9 protein-coding genes are annotated in these 17753 nt (G+C 68.4%); 2 read left to right on the top strand and 7 right to left on the bottom strand.

Features of this window, described 5'->3' with window-relative positions; genetic code table 11:
* Nucleotides 1-136: 136 nt before the first annotated feature.
* A complete protein-coding gene (locus tag Q3866_RS04815; protein WP_301830030.1) occupies nt 137-289 on the top strand; it encodes a hypothetical protein in 153 nt (50 codons plus the stop codon).
* On the opposite strand, the gene Q3866_RS04810 is transcribed toward Q3866_RS04815, so the two are convergent.
* The 4 genes from Q3866_RS04810 to Q3866_RS04795 all read right to left on the bottom strand — a co-directional run bounded on the left by Q3866_RS04810 (nt 286) and on the right by Q3866_RS04795 (nt 8417).
* Complete coding sequence (locus tag Q3866_RS04810; protein WP_301830029.1) at nt 286-3438, bottom strand: SNF2-related protein; 3153 nt, start codon at nt 3436-3438, stop codon at nt 286-288. The genes Q3866_RS04815 and Q3866_RS04810 overlap by 4 nt on opposite strands.
* Before the next feature lie 97 nt (nt 3439-3535).
* Complete coding sequence (locus Q3866_RS04805) at nt 3536-4930, bottom strand: aminopeptidase (protein ID WP_301830028.1); 1395 nt, start codon at nt 4928-4930, stop codon at nt 3536-3538.
* Nucleotides 4931-5140: 210 nt separating this feature from the next.
* Nucleotides 5141-6079 carry a glycyl-radical enzyme activating protein gene (locus tag Q3866_RS04800; protein ID WP_301830027.1) on the bottom strand — a complete coding sequence of 313 codons (939 nt, stop codon included), beginning with the start codon at nt 6077-6079 and terminating at the stop codon, nt 5141-5143.
* Nucleotides 6080-6092: 13 nt separating this feature from the next.
* The gene (locus Q3866_RS04795; protein WP_301830025.1) at nt 6093-8417 is read right to left on the bottom strand and encodes a formate C-acetyltransferase/glycerol dehydratase family glycyl radical enzyme; all 2325 of its coding nucleotides are present in this window, start codon (nt 8415-8417) and stop codon (nt 6093-6095) included.
* Between the two features lie 292 nt (nt 8418-8709).
* Between Q3866_RS04795 and Q3866_RS04790 the strand changes: the two genes are divergently transcribed.
* Nucleotides 8710-9465, top strand: a complete 756-nt coding sequence (locus Q3866_RS04790) for a DeoR/GlpR family DNA-binding transcription regulator (RefSeq protein WP_301830024.1) — start codon at nt 8710-8712, stop codon at nt 9463-9465.
* 25 nt (nt 9466-9490) lie between these two features.
* Here Q3866_RS04790 and Q3866_RS04785 read toward each other — a convergent pair whose 3' ends face one another.
* Genes Q3866_RS04785 through Q3866_RS04775 form a run of 3 tightly spaced genes read right to left on the bottom strand, consistent with a single transcriptional unit; the run spans nt 9491 to nt 17644 of the window.
* Nucleotides 9491-10786 (bottom strand): DNA recombination protein RmuC, encoded by a 1296-nt coding sequence (locus Q3866_RS04785; protein WP_293673949.1) that lies wholly within the window; start codon nt 10784-10786, stop codon nt 9491-9493.
* A 49-nt stretch (nt 10787-10835) separates the two neighbouring features.
* The gene (locus Q3866_RS04780; RefSeq protein ID WP_301830023.1) at nt 10836-14417 is read right to left on the bottom strand and encodes a UvrD-helicase domain-containing protein; all 3582 of its coding nucleotides are present in this window, start codon (nt 14415-14417) and stop codon (nt 10836-10838) included.
* Nucleotides 14414-17644, bottom strand: a complete 3231-nt coding sequence (locus tag Q3866_RS04775; RefSeq protein ID WP_301830022.1) for a PD-(D/E)XK nuclease family protein — start codon at nt 17642-17644, stop codon at nt 14414-14416. The genes Q3866_RS04780 and Q3866_RS04775 overlap by 4 nt, the downstream gene beginning before the upstream one ends.
* Between the last annotated feature and the right edge of the window lie 109 nt (nt 17645-17753).

Genomic DNA, 17753 nt, shown 5'->3' with positions numbered 1-17753 from the left:
CGGGCCTGCGGGCTATCGTATCCGTCTCACCACTCACGATGCTCGGGCATGGGAGCTCCCCTTCCGCTGCCAATCTTGCGATTGCTATAGTCTAGGTCTTCCGGTTCATTCGCCCCGGCCAAGGGAGTGAGGTCGCATGCCGCCCGAGATAATCGAAGACGAGAATTCTATCCCCAGCTATCTCGAGGAAGCCGAGCGGGAGGCATGCTCAACTGGCGTACGTTACTCAACCGCCGAGGTCATCGAGGCCGTCGCTCAGGCATTGCTCGAAAAGGACGCCAACGGCTAGTCAGCGTTTCTCGACCTTCCGCATACGGGGCAAAAGTTCGCGTACTCGGGAAGCTCGGCGCCGCAATGGATGCAGAACCTTGCCTTGCCGCTTGAGGCGGGCACCTCGGATCGTGGATCCTCGTCCGACCTTTCGCTAGAGAAGGGAAGAGGGGCCCAGGCAGAGTCGCCAATGCTCTGGTCATCGCTCCCAGCAGAATCATCCGCTGCACCAGCCTTGGCACGCTCGGCATCGACCTTTGCGGCGAGCTCGGGGTTCTCCTTGCGAATGCGCTCGATCTCGTCCTCGATGATCTTGCCAAAGCCTCCGTTGTCGATCTTGACGTCTTGCTCCGCGGTCTCGGCCGCCGCGGAGGACTTATCGGCAAAGGCATTGAAGATGGCCTGCTTCTCCTTGAGCACGTCCATCATCTTCTCATCAACTGTTCCCTCGCAAAGGAGTCGGTATACAAGGACGTTTCTCGACTGCCCCATGCGATAGGCACGCGAGATAGCCTGATTCTCGATGGAGGGCTTGAACTGGGGCTCGCAGATCACCACGACGTTCGCTGCCTGGATGTTCATGCCAGTGCCGCCGGCCTGAATCTGGGAGACCAGCACCGCGCCGGGCTTTGCCTCCTCCAGACGTTCGACCATCTCTTGGCGACGCGCAACGGGAACATCCCCCGCTATAACGCCAACGCACTTGCGGCCGAGCATCTCCGCCACCATGCGCGCCGTATCCCTGAAGAACGTGAAGACGATGAGCTTACGGCCGTCATCGGCAACGTCGCTTGCAATCTCTTGCAAGCGCTTCGCCTTGCTCGAGAGAGCGGGGTCTTCGACGTTCCAGGAAACCCTACGTGAGGCCATGAAGTTCTTACTGAGGACAGCGCGCTCGTAGGCTTCCCTCTCCCGGACGCCAAGCGAACACCATTCCTCGTTCTCGATGAGGTCGGGCAGCTCCGTCAGCACGTCCTCACGCTTGCGGCGATAGTAAACAGGAGCAACCGCGTCGCGGAACTGCTGGGCACCAGACATGAACGCGAGCTTGCGGGCCTCGCGCGCAACGTCGGGTTGGAGATACTCGAGGAGTGTCACCATCTCGTCGACCTTGTTCTCGAGGGCCGTGCCCGTCATGAACAGGAGGCGCGAGGCCCCGCCGCACAGGCGAACCGTGTTCTTGGTTCGAGCCGCATTGGGATTCTTGATGTAGTGAGCCTCGTCGACGATAGCAAGGTCAAACGAGAAGCCCTCGCCCAAGGCAAGCCTGCCCGTTGTCTCGTACGTGGTAACCGCGACCCCACCCGTCTTCTTCCAATTCTCGAAGGCGCGCCTTGAGCCGGGTCCGTAGATTCTCGAGACGCGCAGCTTGCTGTGCTTGCGAACCTCCCTGCACCAGTTCTCGAGGACGCTCAGGGGACAAATCACCATGAAGTGGGATGCGCCTGTGTTCTTGAGCGAGACCATCGTCGCGATGGCCTGCACGGTCTTGCCCAGGCCCATCTCGTCGCCGAGCAGTACCCTCTTCTGGTGAAGGATGTACTTGACGCCCCACTCCTGGTAGCGGCGCAGCGTGCAGAGAAGCCCGTCGGGGAAGAAGCACTCCTCTTGGACCGCGCGGGCAAGGTCCTCGGGCAGGCCATACATGCCGTCGCCATTGCCCAGAATACCTGGGTCGATTCGCTCGAGCTCGTTGATAAACCGAACGGAGTCTGACGAGAAGGCAGCCCACGCCTCGTCGGCGCTCGGCGTCGAGGACTGCAGCCTCTCAATTTCCGAGAGAGCTTGCTCAGTGGAAGTCACGAGGTCGGAGTCGAGAAGACCGCGGGCGGCCTCATAGGCCTGGACGGCAGCCGTGCGACGCGCGTCGTCAAAATACAACCTCTCGAATGCCTTGGCGCCATCTTGCAACGGCAAGGACAGTTCCTTGGATGCGGCGGCAAGCTGCGCCCTATATCCTCTGCAAGAGTCGGCGAGACGCCCGTAGAGGATTGACGAGTAGAGGGAGCAAACCACAGATGTCGTCTCGGCATCCCGCCTATCTGCGCTGATGCGCAGCTTGGCGCCCTTGCCCGCCTGACTGGCGATGTCGGCGGCAGCAAGCTTGATTTCGAAGGCCGACGACTCGCCCACGCCTCGAACGGCCTCGATGTTGTACACCGAGGCCGCATAGACGTCGGCAACGTTCTCGTAGCCAGCATCCCTCAGCGCCTTGATGCGAAAGCCCCTATGCCCTCGATTGAGTTCCTCGACAGGGATTTCCTCAAGCGCACGGAGATGCTCCCTCGCAAGGCAATGCTCGGCGGCCTTGCGGACATCGGTCTCAAAGGCCTCGCCCACCCTAAGCGAAGAGTCGAGCCTTTCGAAAAGGTCATTTCGCTCATCCATGAGGCTCTTTGCCGAGGCGGCAAGAAAGGGCCACCGGTTCTCATCGAGACAAGACGAGTCTATGCCGAGAAGGGTATCGAGCACAGATTGTTGATTTGCACGGAATGAAGCCCAGTAGTCAGCCGTCTCGATCGCCTGGCGGCGGTCGTGCAGGCTGCGCACAGACGAAGCCATCTCGGACGCCATGACCTGACGCAGCTTGTCGTATGCCGCCTCGGCGGCATCCTTCTTCTCCCTCGACGAAAAGAGCCATTTGATTGAACCCGTGCCGAGGTTGAGGTCCTTAAGCGATTCATCTGTGGCCTCATGCAGGCGGGTCGCCACGTCCGACGCCTGGGCAGATAGGGGTTCGACCGTCACCGCCTTTTGAGCCGCCGCAACAACGGCAAGGGCGGAATGGGTTGGTCTGCAGGGATCAAGCCGCAGGTGGGCATTCTCTCTAGCTCGGGAGACGCACTCCTCGACAGACTTGGTCGCCAGGTCATAAGCGTGTTGGGAATCAAAGTCCGCAGGTCTGAATGTGCGAAGGTCGGCAAGCGTGGAAACTCCTCGAGCCTTCAGAACCGAAAGGGAGCCCGAGGGAATGCGGCTCGACAGTTCATCAAGTGGCAGCTCGCGCAACACGCGGAGAAGCCTCGCCTCAAGCGCCGAATCGACCTCGCGCTTGAGTTCCTCGTGAAGGCGAGTAGCGTCGGATGCCAGCCCATCAGCCTCTCCAACAAGAGAGTTCACCTGGTCGATGAGGGTACGCGCCTCTTCGTTGCTGAACTTGCGAGCCATGCAGATTCCAACTTCCTGTGTTTGCCAGAAGATAGACCAAGCACCAGAAAAGCGCGGCACGCCTCGGCAGTGAGGCGTGCCGCGCAATTAATTGCTGCTAGGCGCGCTGGATGAAGGCCTTGTAGCCGCGGTAGGCCTCGTAAATGTCGGCCTTGCTCGTGACCTCCCACAGCGAGTGCATCGACAGTACGGCCACGCCCGAGTCGATGACGTCCATGCCATAGCGGGCCATGATGTAAGCGATTGTGCCGCCGCCACCGGCGTTCACGCGGCCAAGCTCGCAGGTCTGGAAGCTCACGTCAGCCTCGTCCATCACGTCGCGCACGTAGGCCATGTACTCGGCGTCGGCGTCGTTGGAGCCGCTCTTGCCGCGCGAGCCCGTGTACTTGTTGAAGCACAGGCCACGACCCAGATACGCGCTGTTCTTCTCCTCGAACTGACCCGCGTAGGCCGGGTCGAAGCCCGCCGACACGTCGCTCGAGAGCATCTTGGAGTTGGCCAAAGCACGACGAAGCGCCAGCTCGCCGCCCTCGCCCGCGAGCTCCATGACCTCGGCCAGGGCGTTCTCGAAGTAGTGGGCCTGCATGCCCGTGGCGCCCACCGAGCCAATCTCCTCCTTGTCGACAAGCAGGCACACGCTCGTGCGCTCCACGTCCTCCACGGCGAGCATCGCCTCGAGCGAGGTGTAGGCGCACACGCGGTCGTCCTGGCCATAGCCCAGCACCATCGAACGGTCGAGGCCCATGTCGCGCGCGGGACCAGCCGGCACGACCTCAAGCTCGGCGGACAGCAGGTCCTCCTCCTCGATGCCATAGCGCTCGGCCAGCAGGTCGAGCAGCATCTTCTTGACGGGCTCCTTGGGCTCGTCTCCCTCGCCGTCGATGCGCACGGGCTTGCCGCCCACAATGACGTCGAGGCTCTCGGGGTCAACGGCCTCGGCGTGCGTCTTCTTCATCTGCTCGCCAGCCAGGTGAATCAGGATGTCGGAGATGCAGAAGACGGGGTCGGCCGGGTCCTCGCCCACGACGACGGGCACGACGCTGCCGTCCTTCTTGGCGACGACGCCGTGAATGGCGAGCGGCGTGGCGACCCACAGCGAGCTCTTGAGGCCGCCGTAGTAGTGGGTGTCGAGAAACGCGAGGTCGGCCTTCTCGTAGGCAGGGTTCTGCTTGATGTCGAGGCGCGGCGAGTCGACGTGGGCGCCCAGGATGTTGAGGCCGCTCGAGAGGGGCAGTTTGCCGATGTTGAACAGGGTGAGGGCCTTGCCGCGCGTGTTGACGTAGATCTTGTCGCCGGCGGCAAGCGGCGTACCGGCGGCGATGCGGTCCTCGAGGTTGGTGTAGCCGGCGGCCTCGGCGAGCTTCACGGCCGAGGCGACGCACTCGCGCTCGGTCTTGTTGTCGCTGATGAAGCCGCGGTAGCGAGCCGCGAGGCCCTCGAGCTCCTCGCCCTGCTGCTCGGTGTACTTCTTCCAGGCGTTTGCACGCTCCATGGGTCCTCCTTTGTGCCGGGCAATCCCAGCAGCGCAGTTGTGAACGCCACAATTATAGGAGAGCGCGCGGACACAAAAGGGACAAGTGGCGAGAGGACAACGGACGCGGCATTGGGCCGCAGCTTGGGACGAATTAGCCCGAAGCTTTATCGTCCCAAACCGCAGGTAATGTGGGACGAAATAGATCCGGGCGTTAGTGTCCCAGGCTCGTCACTCGCCGCGGATGGTGACATCGAGGCCCTCGGACGCGACGATGGTCGCGGCGCGCTCGGCGGACGCCTCGGCGAGCTGCGGCACGCCGCCCATCTCGTAGGAGCGGCCCACGCTCGCGTACTTGCTCTCGCCCAGCTGGTGGAACGGCAGGATGTCGGCGCGAGCGATCCCCAGCTCGCGGGCGCGGCGGGCGTTGGCGCGCACGCAGTCGTCGCCGTCGGTGAAGCCCGGGATGATGGGCATGCGGGCCACCACCGTGGCCCCCGCAGCGAGCGACGCGGCGAGATTGCCGTCGCGCACGGCCACGTCGATGCCACAGACCTCGAGGCTGCGCTTGCGGTCGGCGACCTTGAAGTCAACGAGCAGCTGGTCACAGGCCCGCACGAGCTCCGACGGCGCCACCGTGAGCGAAGTGGCGAGCGTCGACTCGATGGCCGTCGAGGCACCGCCCTCGTGCACGCGGCCAAGCAGGTCGAGAACGGCGCGCTGGCGGGCCGCACCCGCCAGGCACTCGCCGCCAGACACCGTGACGCCACCCCCGCTCTCCTCATAAAAGGGCAGGTCGCGAAGGAGCTCGCGCGCAAGGTCATCGGTCGTGCGCCAGGTGCCCAGCCACTCCTTGGCACCCGTGGGGCACTCCTCGCACGACGTGTCGCAGCCCGCGCCGTTGGCGTCGCGCGCGCCGCTCGCGCGCAGCGAGCAGCCGATGCACAGGCGCCCGTGCCAGGCGACCTCGGGCTCGAAGGAGAGGTTCTCGGGGTTGCAGCACCAGGGACAGCGAAACGGGCAGCCCTTCACGAAGGCGACCGAGCGAATCCCGCCGCCATCGTGGAGCGAGAAGCGTTGGACGTTCGTGACGCAGAGGCGGGCTGGCTCGCCGCCACTCGGACATCCACCGCCGGCCTCGACGTCCACGACCTCTACCTGCGCCGACATGCCACTTTCCTCCCTACAGCTCATGCTCGGTCCTGTTGATGATGTCGTCTTGCAGGGCCGGAGCCAAGTCGACGAACAGGGCGCTGTAGCCCGCCACGCGCACGACGAGATCGCGGTGCGCCTCGGGGTGGGCCTTGGCGTCGAGCAGCACCACCTTGTCGACGACGTTGAACTGGATGTGCTGGATGCCCAGGCGGCAGAAGGCACGCAGGTAGGCGGAAAGCTTGGCCAGCCCCTGCTCGCCGCCGAGTGTCGAGGGCGAGAACTTGACGTTAAGCAGGCCTCCGTTGGACTCGAGGCCGTTGTTGAGCTTCGAGACGCTCATGAGGCTCGCCGTGGGGCCGTGCTTGTCGAGGCCGCGCATGGGCGACAGACCGCCGTCGGCCAGCGCCTCGTGGGCGTGGCGGCCATCGGGCGTGGCCCCGCAGGCGGCGCCCAGCGGCACGTGGGCCGACACCGTGTAGCTGCCCGGCTGGAAGAAGCCGTCGCGCACGTTGCCGTACTTCTCGACCTCGCGTGCATAGAACTCGAGCATGCGCGAGCCGAGCAGGTCGACCTCGTCGACGTCGTTGCCGTACTTGGGCATGCGGTCGACGATGCGGCGGCGCAGAAGCTCGTCGCCCTCGCCGGACCAGTCGCGCGCGAGGGCCTGCGCCAGGCGCTCGTAGCCCACGACGGGCTCGACGCGGCCGGAGCCGTCTGCCCCGGTGATGCCAAAGACGCCGCGGCGTAGGGTCTCGAGCGAGTCGGCGAGGTTGGCCGTGCCCACCCCCTGCACGCCAGACGGGTTGTAGCGCGCCCCGCCCTCGGTGACATCGCGGCCGCTCTCGAGGCAGTCGCTCACGAGACACGACAGCAGCGGCGTGGGCGAGGTCATGCGGTGCGCGAGGTCGCAGGTGTTGCAGCCGCGCACCATGAGGGCCACGTAGCGCGCGACCGTGGCCTTGAGCGCCTCCTCCACGTCCTCGTAGCTCGCGAAGCCCTCCGGGTGCTCCGCAAGGGTGAGCTCGAGGCAGCGCACGAGGTTGAACATCGAGATGTCGTGCAGGCCGTACATGCGCCCGGGAATCGACAGCTCGACGCAGCCCACGACGGCATAGTCGCGCGCGTCTGTCTGGGACACGCCGCGGTTCATGAAGGCGCCAATGTTAACCTCGTCGTTGAAGAACTGGGGCAGGCCGTCACCCAGGCGCACGACCTCGCCGGCGAGGCGCAGCAGCGCGGCGGGCGAGCCCTTGTGGACACGCAGCGACAGGTTGGGCTGTGGCAGGCGCGTGTCCTTCTGGATGTCGAGCAGCAGGTAGCTGAGCTCGTTGGAGGCGTCGGCGCCCTGCTCGTCCACGCCGCCCACGACGAGGTTGAAGCCAATGGGAAAGCCAGCAAAGAAGCGGGCGCTGCCCGTGGAGCGGATGGCCACGATCGTCGAGAACTTGAGGTAGAAGCACTGGAGCAGCTCGCGGACCTGCTCGGGGCTGGCGCCGGCGGCGACGCTTGCCTGGTAGTAGGGCCACAGGTACTGGTCGGCGCGCCCCAGCGACAGCGACGAGGCGTTGCTCTCGTGCATGAGCGCAACCTCGGTGAGCCACACGAGCTGCAGCGCGTCGTAGAGGTTGCGGGCGGGCTTGGTCTGGATGTGGCCGAGGACCTCGGCGATGCGGGCGAGCTCGGCGGCGCGCTCGGGCGCAGCGGTGGCGGCCAGCTCGCGCACGGTCGCAGCATAGCGGCCGACATAGGCCACCATCGCCTCGAGCGAGATCACCGCGGCCTCGAGGAAGGCGTTGTCGGGATCTGCCGCGGCGCGCTCGCGGGCGCGATCGAGGATGGCGCCATAGCCCCGCGTGAGGACGAGCGGGAAGTCGCAGATGATGTGACCCTGGCCCTTGTCGGTCTGGGCCACGGCAAAGACCTGGTCGGCCTCGGCGGCGGCCACGTCCTCGTCGAGGTGCGCCCGGTACCAGTCGATGAGCGAGCGGCCGCTCCAATAGGGCAGCAGCTCCTCGAGGTAGCGGCGCTTGGTGTCCTCGGAGATCTGGAACTGGTCCTGGGGGCGGGTGGGGAACTCGTCGAGCTCGTCGGCAATCCAGTAGGGGCTCATCTCGGGCGAGACGACGCCCGCGCGCGGCGTGGCGCTGCGGTTTCCCACGAGCAGGTCATGGTCATCGATGACGATCTTGTGCTTGGCGAGCACGTTTGCGATGGCGCGGGCACGGCGCACGACGACGGGCTGGCCCTCGGTGGTGCGCCAGCTCTCGGTATAGAGCAGTGCGCGCTCGAGGTCGACGACGCGCGGGACGTCGAAGATGGCGTCCTTGATGGCTTGGGTGCGGGGCGTGAGCATCGTGCGTCTCCTTAGGCGGGCGCGGGCGGCCGGGGGCGTTCCCGCGCAGACAATTCGCTGCCGCCTGCCGCGCGGGCGCTGGCGCGCCTGGCACTTCTCGGCAGCATGACTCCCATTTAGCCCCAAGTTAGCGTGTTTATCCCTATTCTTCAAGCATATTGAGCGAGTATTCGGCGTATTTTGGCGTATTTTGCCCCATTCGGTATACTTTGGGGACAGTATCGGAGGGTTTTGGGGCGCATGCCCCACGCGCCGGCCAACCGGCCTGGCACAGCGACGACAAGGGGCGGCCATGTTTCCCGAGGAGAGGCGCGCGAGCATCCAGGCGATGATCGACGAGGTGGGCCGCGTCACCGTGAGCGACGTGGCGCAGCGCCTGGGCATCACCGAGGACCTCGTGCGCCGCGACCTCAAGCAGCTCGCTGACGAGGGCCGCTGCCAGCGCGTCTGGGGCGGTGCCACCCGCGTGGAGAACGTAAGCGAGCGCGCCATGAGCGCCCGCCTCACCCGCGAGGCGCCCGAGAAGCTCGCCATTGCCCGCAAGGCGCTCGCACTTCTGGCACCCGGCCAGACCGTCTACCTCGACATGTCGAGCACCTGCGTGCACCTGGCGGGCCTCATCCGCGACGCGGGGCTCGAGCTCACCGTCGTGACGTCCATGGTCGACGTGCTCGCGACCCTCATGGACGCCGAGCGCGTGACCACGCTGTGCTGCGGCGGCACGCTGCGCCCGCAGATGCGCGGCCTTCTGGGGTCGCTCGCCACCGAGACGCTTTCCCACTTCCGCTTTGACGTTGCCCTCATGGGCGCCTATGGCGTCGACGCCGAGACGGGCGAGGTGAGCACCTTCGACGCCGAGGACGGGCTGCTCAAGCAGTGCGCCATGGGTCGCGCGAGCAAGACGTACCTGCTGTGCGAGTCGCGCAAGTTCTCCGCCTTTGGCTCGTGGCGTTACGCGGACCTGCCGGACTTCGACGCCCTTGTCACCGATGGCGCCAACGAGTGGGCCTGCGAGCGCGTGCGGGCCCTGGGCTGCGACGTCCTGTAGCAGGCGGGACCGGGGACGGCCCGCGCTAGTCCTCGAGAAGGCCGGCACCGGATTCGTCGTCCGCATCGTCCACGTCGTCTTCGCCATCCGCGTCGGCCGGGCCGAGGGTGACGTTTCTCAGCTTACGCTCCATGACGTTGGTGCGCGTCGTCATGAGCCTGTCGACCGTGCGGCCCGCGCGGTCGATCTGGTCCTTGGCGCGGGCGAGCTCGGCCTGGTACTTGGGGAACTCTGCCTTGACCTCCTGCAGCACGCGCAGCACCTCGTCGGCCTGGCGCTGCAGGTTGAAGGTCTGGTAGGCCATCTCGAGGCTACTGAGCAGCGCCGCCATCGTCGAGGGGCCGGCAACGTTGACGTGATGGGTGCGCTGCAGCTCCTCGATGAGGCCGGGCATGTTCACGACCTCGGCGTAGAGGCCCTCGAACGGCAGGAACATGATCGCGAAGCTCGTCGTGGCGGGCTCGGAGATGTACTTGGTGGCGATGTCCTTGGCCTCGGCCTTGATGCGTATGGCCAGCATGCGACGCGCGGCGGCGATGTTGTCGCGCTCGCCACCATCGAGGGCATCCCTCAGCTGGGCATATGTGTCGCCGGGGAACTTCGCGTCGATGGGCAGCCACACGGGCTCGCCGCTCTCGACCGGCAGCTTCACCGCGTACTCGACGCGCTCGGCGCTGCCCGGCACCGTGGCGACGTTCGTGTCGTACTGTGCGGGAGCGAGCACCTCGGAGAGAATCGCGCCCAGCTGCACCTCGCCCAGGATGCCGCGCGTCTTGACGTTCGAGAGGGTCTTCTTGAGGTCGCCCACGCCGGCGGCGAGCGTCTTCATGTCGCCAAGGCCTCGATAGACGGCCTCGAGGTTGTCACTGATCTGCTTGAACGAGGCGGAGAGGCGGTCGTTCAGGGTCTTGGCGAGGCGTTCGTCGACCGTGGCGCGAATCTGATCGAGCTGGCGGTTCGTGTCCTCGCGCACCTGGCGCAGCTGGTCTGCCGTAATGCGCGACACGCCCTGAAGCTGCTGGGTCGTGGCCTGGGAGCCCGCGGCAAGCTGCTGGGTGACGTCGGCGCGCATGCCATCGACGCGCACGCCCGCCTGCTCGACGGCGCGCGAGCAGGCCTCGACCTGCGCGCGAATCGAGGCGGCGTCGGCCGCCTGCTGCGTTTTGAGCTCGGTGATGGAGCCGTTGAGGTGGCCGAGGTAGGTCGCGAGCGTCTGCTCGTCGACGCCAGCGGCACCCCTCCCCGACCGCATAACCGCCCAGGCGGCCACGGCAACCGCCGCGACCGCGACCACGATGCAGACCAGCTCGATGACGCTCATCCAATACTCCTCCCAAAAATGAGACGAAGGGGCTGCCCCGTCTCATTCGCTAAAACGTGTAGCGGACGACGACGGGCTCGCCCGTCTCGTCCTCAAGCTCTACGCAGACAAAGGCGCAGGTGACGGCTGTGAACCCCTGGGCGAGAAGCACGCTTGCGTAGAAGCGGGCCTGCATCTCGTGGCGCTCGCGAATCTGGGCATAGGTGGCCCCGTGGTCGCCGGTCTTGTAGTCGACGAGCAGTGCCTCGCCCCGCCCCGGCGCGTCGCAGGCGAGCAGGTCGATGGCGCCCTCGAGGTCCTCGCCCAGAGGCGAGCTCACCGCGCGGAAGAACGGCACCTCGGCCCGCACGCACGCATGGCCCAGCGCCTGGGCGCGAATCTGGCTGCCCGCCCAGCGCGTGAGCGCCTCGGCAAGGCGCCTGCGGTCGGCGCGCGTGACGGCGTAGGCGTCTGCCACGAGGGCCACGCGCTCCTCGCCGGGCTCGCGGCCCGTCTCGACCATGAGGCGGGCGAGCTCGTGGAAGGCGCTGCCGAGGTTCGTGGCGCGGTCCGCGTCGTCGGTGTCTGCCGGCTCGTCCTCGTCTGCCAGGACGGGCACCGGGCGCGGGCGAGCGGCGTGCGTGGCGGCCGGGGCCTCGCCCTTGGGATAGGTACCGGCGCGGGCGAGCTCCTCCGCAGACATGGACGCGGGCTGGGGCAGCGCCATCACCTCGTCGAGGGTGGCGGGGCCTCCCTCCCGGCCCAGCACGCGATGCGCCGCCGAGTAGCTGAACACGCCCTCGCGCGGGCGCCAGAGGTCCAGCTTGGCGTGGGTCTCGGCATCGACGTCATAGAGCCTGAAGGCGCGCGTGCCGTCCCCCTCACCCTTGAGCCTGATGGTGCCCTCGAGCGACTCGGCGGTGTAGCACAGCGAGTCGCCGTCGTCGACATAGGGCTCGCCCTCGGCAGGCGAGACGTCGACGCAGCGCAAAAGGCCGGCGTCCCTGCCGCCATAGGCGAAGTGGCCCTCGCCGGCGACAGGCGTCTCGCCAAAGAGCGTCTCGGCGATGCGCCCGGTCATCGCGGGCGACAGGCCGCCGCCCTTCTTGACCGTGGCGTTGAGACACAGGATGACGCACTCCTTGGCCCTCGTGAGCGCCACGTAGAGCAGCCGCCCGTCCTCGCAGGCCTCGTCGACGCGGCGCTGCTCCTCCATGAGCACGCGCCAGTCGAGGGGCGTCACGCAGTCTGCCTCGTCTGCCGGGGCGTCCTCGCCAAGGTCAGGCGCCTTGAAGCCCGCAGGCGCAAGCGTAAGCAGCTCGCGGTCGCCATCGCGACGGGCAAGCAGGCGCGGGGCGGCGGGCGTGCGGTCAGATCCCGCGCAGCCCACCACGGCCACGACGTCGAACTCGAGGCCCTTGGAGGCATGCGCCGTCATGAGGCTCACGGCGTTGAGGCCCTCGCCGGAGAGCGACGCGGGACCCTCCTTGACCACGTCGAGCCAGCGGCTGAACTCCTCGCTCGCGCGAATGGCGTCGAGGCCGCCCTCCTCGGCGAGCTCGCGAATGTGGCGGATAGCCGTGAGCACGTTCGCCGCCACGGCGCGCCCGGCCACGCCACGGCGCTCGAGGCGGTCAAGCCAGCCAGACTCGCGCACGCACATGAGGACGACGTCCGCGACGGGCAGCTGGCCCACGCGCTCCCAGGCGCGACCCAGCACCTCGCGGGCGCGGACGAGGCGCTCGGAGGGCGCGACGTCGCCAAAGTCGGGGGCGCCGGGACGGGCGCCCACGTTGATGCGACGCTTGGCCGGGGCGTCGAGGACGTCCTGCGGGCGGGTGGCAAGCATGAGCAGGTCGTTGCCGTCGAGGGCGAACATGTCGCTCTCGAGCACGGCGAACAGGCCGCTCTTGGTGTCCTGGGGGCTCGCGAGCGTGCGCAGCAGCGCCTCGACGACGCGCACCTCGGCGGCCGAGGCGAAGGTCGAGCCGCCCACCACGACGCTCTCGAGCCCCACGGCGCGCAGCGCGTCGATGTAGACGGGCGCCTGGGCGAGGCTGCGCATGAGCACGGCCATCTGGCGCGGCTCGACGCCCTCCTCGTGGATGGTGGCGAGGCGGTCCGCGAGTTGCTCGGCGGCAACGCGGGTGCGCTCGGCGGCGGGCACCACGCTGCGGCCCTCGCGAAACGCGCGCGTGAGCTCGACGACCACGCGCGGGCACGCGGCGGCGGGAAAGTCGCTCTCGCGGTTGTCGCGGGGCTTGAGATCCATGAACGATGGCACGATGCCGGTGTCGCCGCAGGTGCGCTTGACGAAGCGCAGGATGGCGTCGTCGCTCCTGAAGTTGTAGGCGAGCCGGACCGTGCCGGCCTCCCCCACCTCGCGGCCGCGGTCCTCGAAGACGCTCACGTCGGCACCGCGGAAGCCATAGATCGCCTGCTGGGCGTCGCCCACCGTGGTGAGGTGGCAGGCACCCTCGCCCGACAGGCCCTTGACCATGCTAACCTGCTGCGCGTTGGTGTCCTGGAACTCGTCGACCATCACGAGGCGAAAGCGGTGCGCGTACTCCTCGGCGATGGCGGGGTGGTCGCGGAAGGCGCGGGCGGTGAGCTGGAGCAGGTCGTCGTTGTCGAGCACGCCGGCCTCGCGCTTTGCCGCGTCGTAGTGGGCCTGGACGCAGCGGGCGAGCACCATGAGCGGCCCCTGCAGCGGCACCGCGCGGCCCAGCGCCACCTCGGCGCGGGCGGCGTCGAGCGCGGCGCGGGTTTCCTTGTAGGCGTCATTCACGGCCTTGGCGCGCCACTTCTGGCCGTTGGGCCCCTTGACGGCGTCGAGCACCTCGGCCGCGGCGGCGGCCGTGCGCCGGCTCGGGGCGAGGACGAAGAAGCGCTCGAGCGCGTCACGCTCCTGGCAGCAGCGCGCGAGCTCGTCGGCGTCCTTGATCTTGTTGCCGCACAGGGCCTGGTAGGAGTAGAGCACGGCCCTCATGACGCCCGAGACGTCTGCCTCGGCGTTGACGAACTCGAGCGAATCAAGCCCGTCGGTGGCCGAGCCCGCGCGGTTGAGCAGGCTCGTCACGAGCCCCTCGACCCCGTCGCGGCCAGAGCCCGTGCCGCCGCCGAACTCGGCGAACAGGGCGTCGAGGCCGGGGTCGCCGTCCATCTCGTCGAGCGCGACCTCGAGGGCCTGGGCGCGCATCGCCGAGGCGGCCTGGTCGGCGACCATGGCAAAGCTCGGGTCGAGCCCCAGGTCGAGGGCGTGGGCGCGCAGGATGCGGGCGCACATATGGTGGATGGTGCTCACCCAGGCCGAGTCGACCTTGAGCGCCTCGTCGGCAAGGCCGGCCTCGCGCAGCGCCTTGCGCACGCGCTCCTTGATCTCGCCGGCGGCCTTCTCGGTGAAGGTGATGACGAGCGCCTGGTCGAGGCCGTCGAGGAAGGGCGCACCACCCTCGCCCGAGCCCGGGCACAGGGCCCACACGATGCGGCGCGTGAGCGTGAAGGTCTTGCCCGAGCCCGCGCCCGCCGCAACGAAGACGGGGCGGTCGAGTGTGCGCACGATCTGCTCCTGCTCGGGAAGCAGGCCCTCGAGCAGGGCGAGCGCGCTTTCCTTGGTGGGCGCCGGCGCGGCGCCGCTCATGTTCGTGCTCACGACTGCCTCCTCTCGCAGTTCATGGCCGGGCACCAGGCGCAGGCCTTGGGTGAGGACGGACGGGCCTCGACGCGTCCGGCGAGCATGTCCTCGATGACCTGGGCCACGGCCTCCTCGGTGCGGTCGAGCAGGTCAGCGAACGAGCGGGCGCCCGGCACCGGCAGGGTCATGCGGTCGACGTCGGCCGGCCTCGCGTCCGCGCCCAGCACGGCCGCGGCGTCGCGCGCCGAGAGGGCGCCCGCGATCTGGTGCCTGCCCTTGGTGCCCAGGTAGACGGCGCCAACGAGCTCGAGGCCAGAGTCCGTCTGGGCAAGTAGCCTGCGGGCGATGCTCGCGTAGATGAGCGTCTGAACGCGGCTGGGCAGCGCAAACTCCGCGCCCCAGTCCACGTCCCCCTTGCCCTTGAGCGCGTACTCGTCGAGCAGGGCGCTCTTGTGCTTGTAGTCGATCACGAGGGCACGGCCCTCCGCGTCGACGTCGATGCGATCGATCGTGCCCACGAAGTCCGCGCCCGCATAGGTGGCGACGAGCCCCGATGCACCGCCAAAGCGGCCCTCGAACAGGCGCGGCTCGAAGCCAGCGAGGCGCGTCGCCTCGTACTCGAGCGTGGTGGCGATGTCATGCTCGACCTCGGCCAGGCGACGCTCCTGCGAGGGCGTGTGGGCAATGAGCGCCTGCTTGTTGCGGGTGGTAGCGCTCAGGCGCTGGTGGGCCAGGTGCTCGGCGAACTCGGCGTGCATGAGCTCGGCGGCGTGTTCAAGCGTCTGCTCGCACACGCGCGATCCCCCCACGCGAACGCGTGGGTCGAACCAGAAGAGGCCCTGCTCGGGCGCCTCGGCGAGCGGGTCGCTCACGAGGCCCTGGGCGGCAGCGGCCTCGAGGAAGAGCCTGCGGTGCGTCACCTCGAGCACGCGGTGAACGAAGGTGCCGATCTCGACGTTGGAGAAGCGGGCGTCGCAGTCGTCGAGGCCCAGGCGCCGCAGCGTGAACCACTTGAGCGGACACTCGAGGTAGGTCTCGACTTGCGAGGCGGACAGCGACGGGCGCCCCTCGGGAAGCTCGGCCACGCCATCGCGCGGGACGATCACGAGGCGGCGCAGGCTCTCGCTCAGCTGGCCCGCGGCCGCGGGCGCGGCGACCTTGCGTGCCTCGCTGGCCTCACCGGTGGCCGAGAGGTTCTCGACCACGCGGCCCTCGTCGAGCTTGGAGGACTGCTCGGCCTCGAGAAGGCAGCGGCCCCTGTCGTTCGTGGCGTAGCACGAGAGGAGCTCGGAGAGCATGACCGCCGGGAAGGTCTCCGAGGCGCTTGCGTCGTGCGAGGGGCACACGAGCAGCAAGTGCTTGCGCGGTGCCGCCACGGCAGCCGCAAACGAGGCGCGCGCGGTGGCCAGACCGTCTGTCGGGTCGTCGACGCCCGTGCGGGCAAGCAGGCGGTCGAGTGCGCCGTCTGCCACCGATATGGGCGAGCCCGCGGCGTCGAGTCCGAGGTAAACGAGGGCGTCGACGCTTGCGGGGGCAAGCCTGGCGACCTGGGCGGGACTCACGATCCTCACGCTGCAGCTCGCGTTCTCGCACGCGAGCTCGGGGCGTACCACGACCTTGAGGGCGCCAAGCGCGCGGGCGGCGAGTTCGACGAGGGCAGGCAGCTCCACGCCGGCGTCGAGCGAGACGCCGCAGCGCTTGAGCGCCTGGCCCGCCTCGCCCACCGCGCGCAGCGCCGCCTCGTCGAGGGCGCGCCCGAGCTCGCGCTCAGCACTCGGCACGGGGGGCTCGGGCTGCTCGAGCACGTCGGACGCGCCGGACACGCCGGACGCGTTGGCCTCCTGCTTCGTGCCCTCCTCGGAGGCCGCGCCCAGGTTGAGCAGGCGGGCAGCCGCGGCGGCGACGTGGCCGCGCAGAAGCTCGCGCGTGGCGCCCGCCACCTGGTTGGAGGTGGCGTTCTTGTTCTGGAGGGTGGCGAGCACCGAGGCGGGCGTGAGGATGCGGTTGCCGCGCCACGAGGCGTCGCGGCGCCAGGCGACCTCGGGGCCAACGCCGCAGGCATCGCTCAGCAGAAAGTCCGAGACGTCGCGCGGGGGCCACCAGGTCATGTCCGGCGCGGGCGCAAGCGGCTCGACGGGCCAGCTAGCCGCCAGCTCGTCGAGCCGTGCCACGGCACGGGCAAAGCTTACGAAGCCGGCGCCCATGTCCGTCTTGAGGACAGGCATCGAGAGCTGCGCCCTCACGGATACGCCACGCGAGAAGAGCTTGGGGGCAAGTCCGCGCCAGGCGGCCGCCACGTCGCCCGCGACCACCACGACCTCGTGGGTGCCACGGCCAGCCATGCGCGCCACGCGGCTCGCCACGGCCTCGTCGACCGCGAGCGGGCCCGCGGGCTCGATGAGCTCGACCGCACCCTTGGGAACGATGCCCGCGCCACGGGGGGCAAAGAGCGAGCGACGCAGGTCCGCGAGCTCGCGCACGCGCTCCACGGGCCACGCGCCCGCCTCGCGCTCCTCCACGGCAATGCCACGCTCGCGCGCCTGGGCGGCGAGCAGTGCCGCGCCCTCGCGCACGACCGCGCACGCGGGGCCACCGTCGTCGGCCACCACGTAGGCGAGCTCGCCCACCCGGGCATAAGCAAGCGCGAGCTCGCGCGCGGGACGCCGCAGCTCGCCCATGCCAACGGGGGCGAGCATGACGCAGGCGGGCAGCACGGCGCCCTCGCCCGCCATGGTCGTAGGCAGCAGCGCCGCGGCACGCGCCGGCTCGACGAGGCCGCGCTCGACAAGCTTGTGCTCATAGGCTCCCAGCAGCTCAACGGCACGGACCTCGCCCGCACTGAGACCAGCCACGGGCTCAAGCTTCCAGCGCCGTGCGGCATCGCAGAGCAGCTCGACCGTTCCCTTGCCGCCATCGAGCGGATCCAGCTCGCCGCGGTCCGCGGCATCGGCCACCACGAGCGCCATGAGCACGGCGCGCTCGGGGGCGCTCACGAGGGCGCGACCGTCTCCGTAGAGCGCCCAGCGCAGCTGGCACCAGGCCTCGGCCGTGGTGCAGTCGACGCCCATCGAAAGTCCCCTGGCCGCGGCGAGCTCGCGCTGGACGTCAAGCGCCTGCGCAAGGCTTGGCGCCAGCACGAGCACGTTGCCGCCTCCGCGGGGATGCTCCAGCTCGCGGGACAAAAGCTCGCGCACGGCGCCGCCCGCCAGGCGCTCGTCTGCCGTGCGCACGATGCTCAGACCCATGTTCCTCCCTGCTTCGCAATTCACTGCAACAATCCTACCGCGCCTAGCGGACAAAAAGCGACCCGACCGCTCGGGGTGCGGTCGGGTCGCTCGCCGCCACGGGGCGGCA

The organism is uncultured Parolsenella sp., from assembly GCF_958346945.1.
Taxonomy (GTDB): Bacteria; Actinomycetota; Coriobacteriia; order Coriobacteriales; family Atopobiaceae; genus Parolsenella.
Note: the sequence above shows the minus strand (reverse complement) of the source record. Positions and strands in the feature narration are given on the sequence as shown.

Excerpts from the sequence above, each read along its gene's own strand:
- Q3866_RS04790 (WP_301830024.1), top strand. The coding sequence starts at position 8,710 with ATGTTTCCCGAGGAGAGGCGCGCGAGCATCCAGGCGATGATCGACGAG.
- Q3866_RS04800 (WP_301830027.1), bottom strand. The coding sequence starts at position 6,079 with ATGTCGGCGCAGGTAGAGGTCGTGGACGTCGAGGCCGGCGGTGGATGT.
- Q3866_RS04810 (WP_301830029.1), bottom strand. The coding sequence starts at position 3,438 with ATGGCTCGCAAGTTCAGCAACGAAGAGGCGCGTACCCTCATCGACCAG.
- Q3866_RS04785 (WP_293673949.1), bottom strand. The coding sequence starts at position 10,786 with ATGAGCGTCATCGAGCTGGTCTGCATCGTGGTCGCGGTCGCGGCGGTT.
- Q3866_RS04795 (WP_301830025.1), bottom strand. The coding sequence starts at position 8,417 with ATGCTCACGCCCCGCACCCAAGCCATCAAGGACGCCATCTTCGACGTC.
- Q3866_RS04815 (WP_301830030.1), top strand. The coding sequence starts at position 137 with ATGCCGCCCGAGATAATCGAAGACGAGAATTCTATCCCCAGCTATCTC.
- Q3866_RS04805 (WP_301830028.1), bottom strand. The coding sequence starts at position 4,930 with ATGGAGCGTGCAAACGCCTGGAAGAAGTACACCGAGCAGCAGGGCGAG.
- Q3866_RS04775 (WP_301830022.1), bottom strand. The coding sequence starts at position 17,644 with ATGGGTCTGAGCATCGTGCGCACGGCAGACGAGCGCCTGGCGGGCGGC.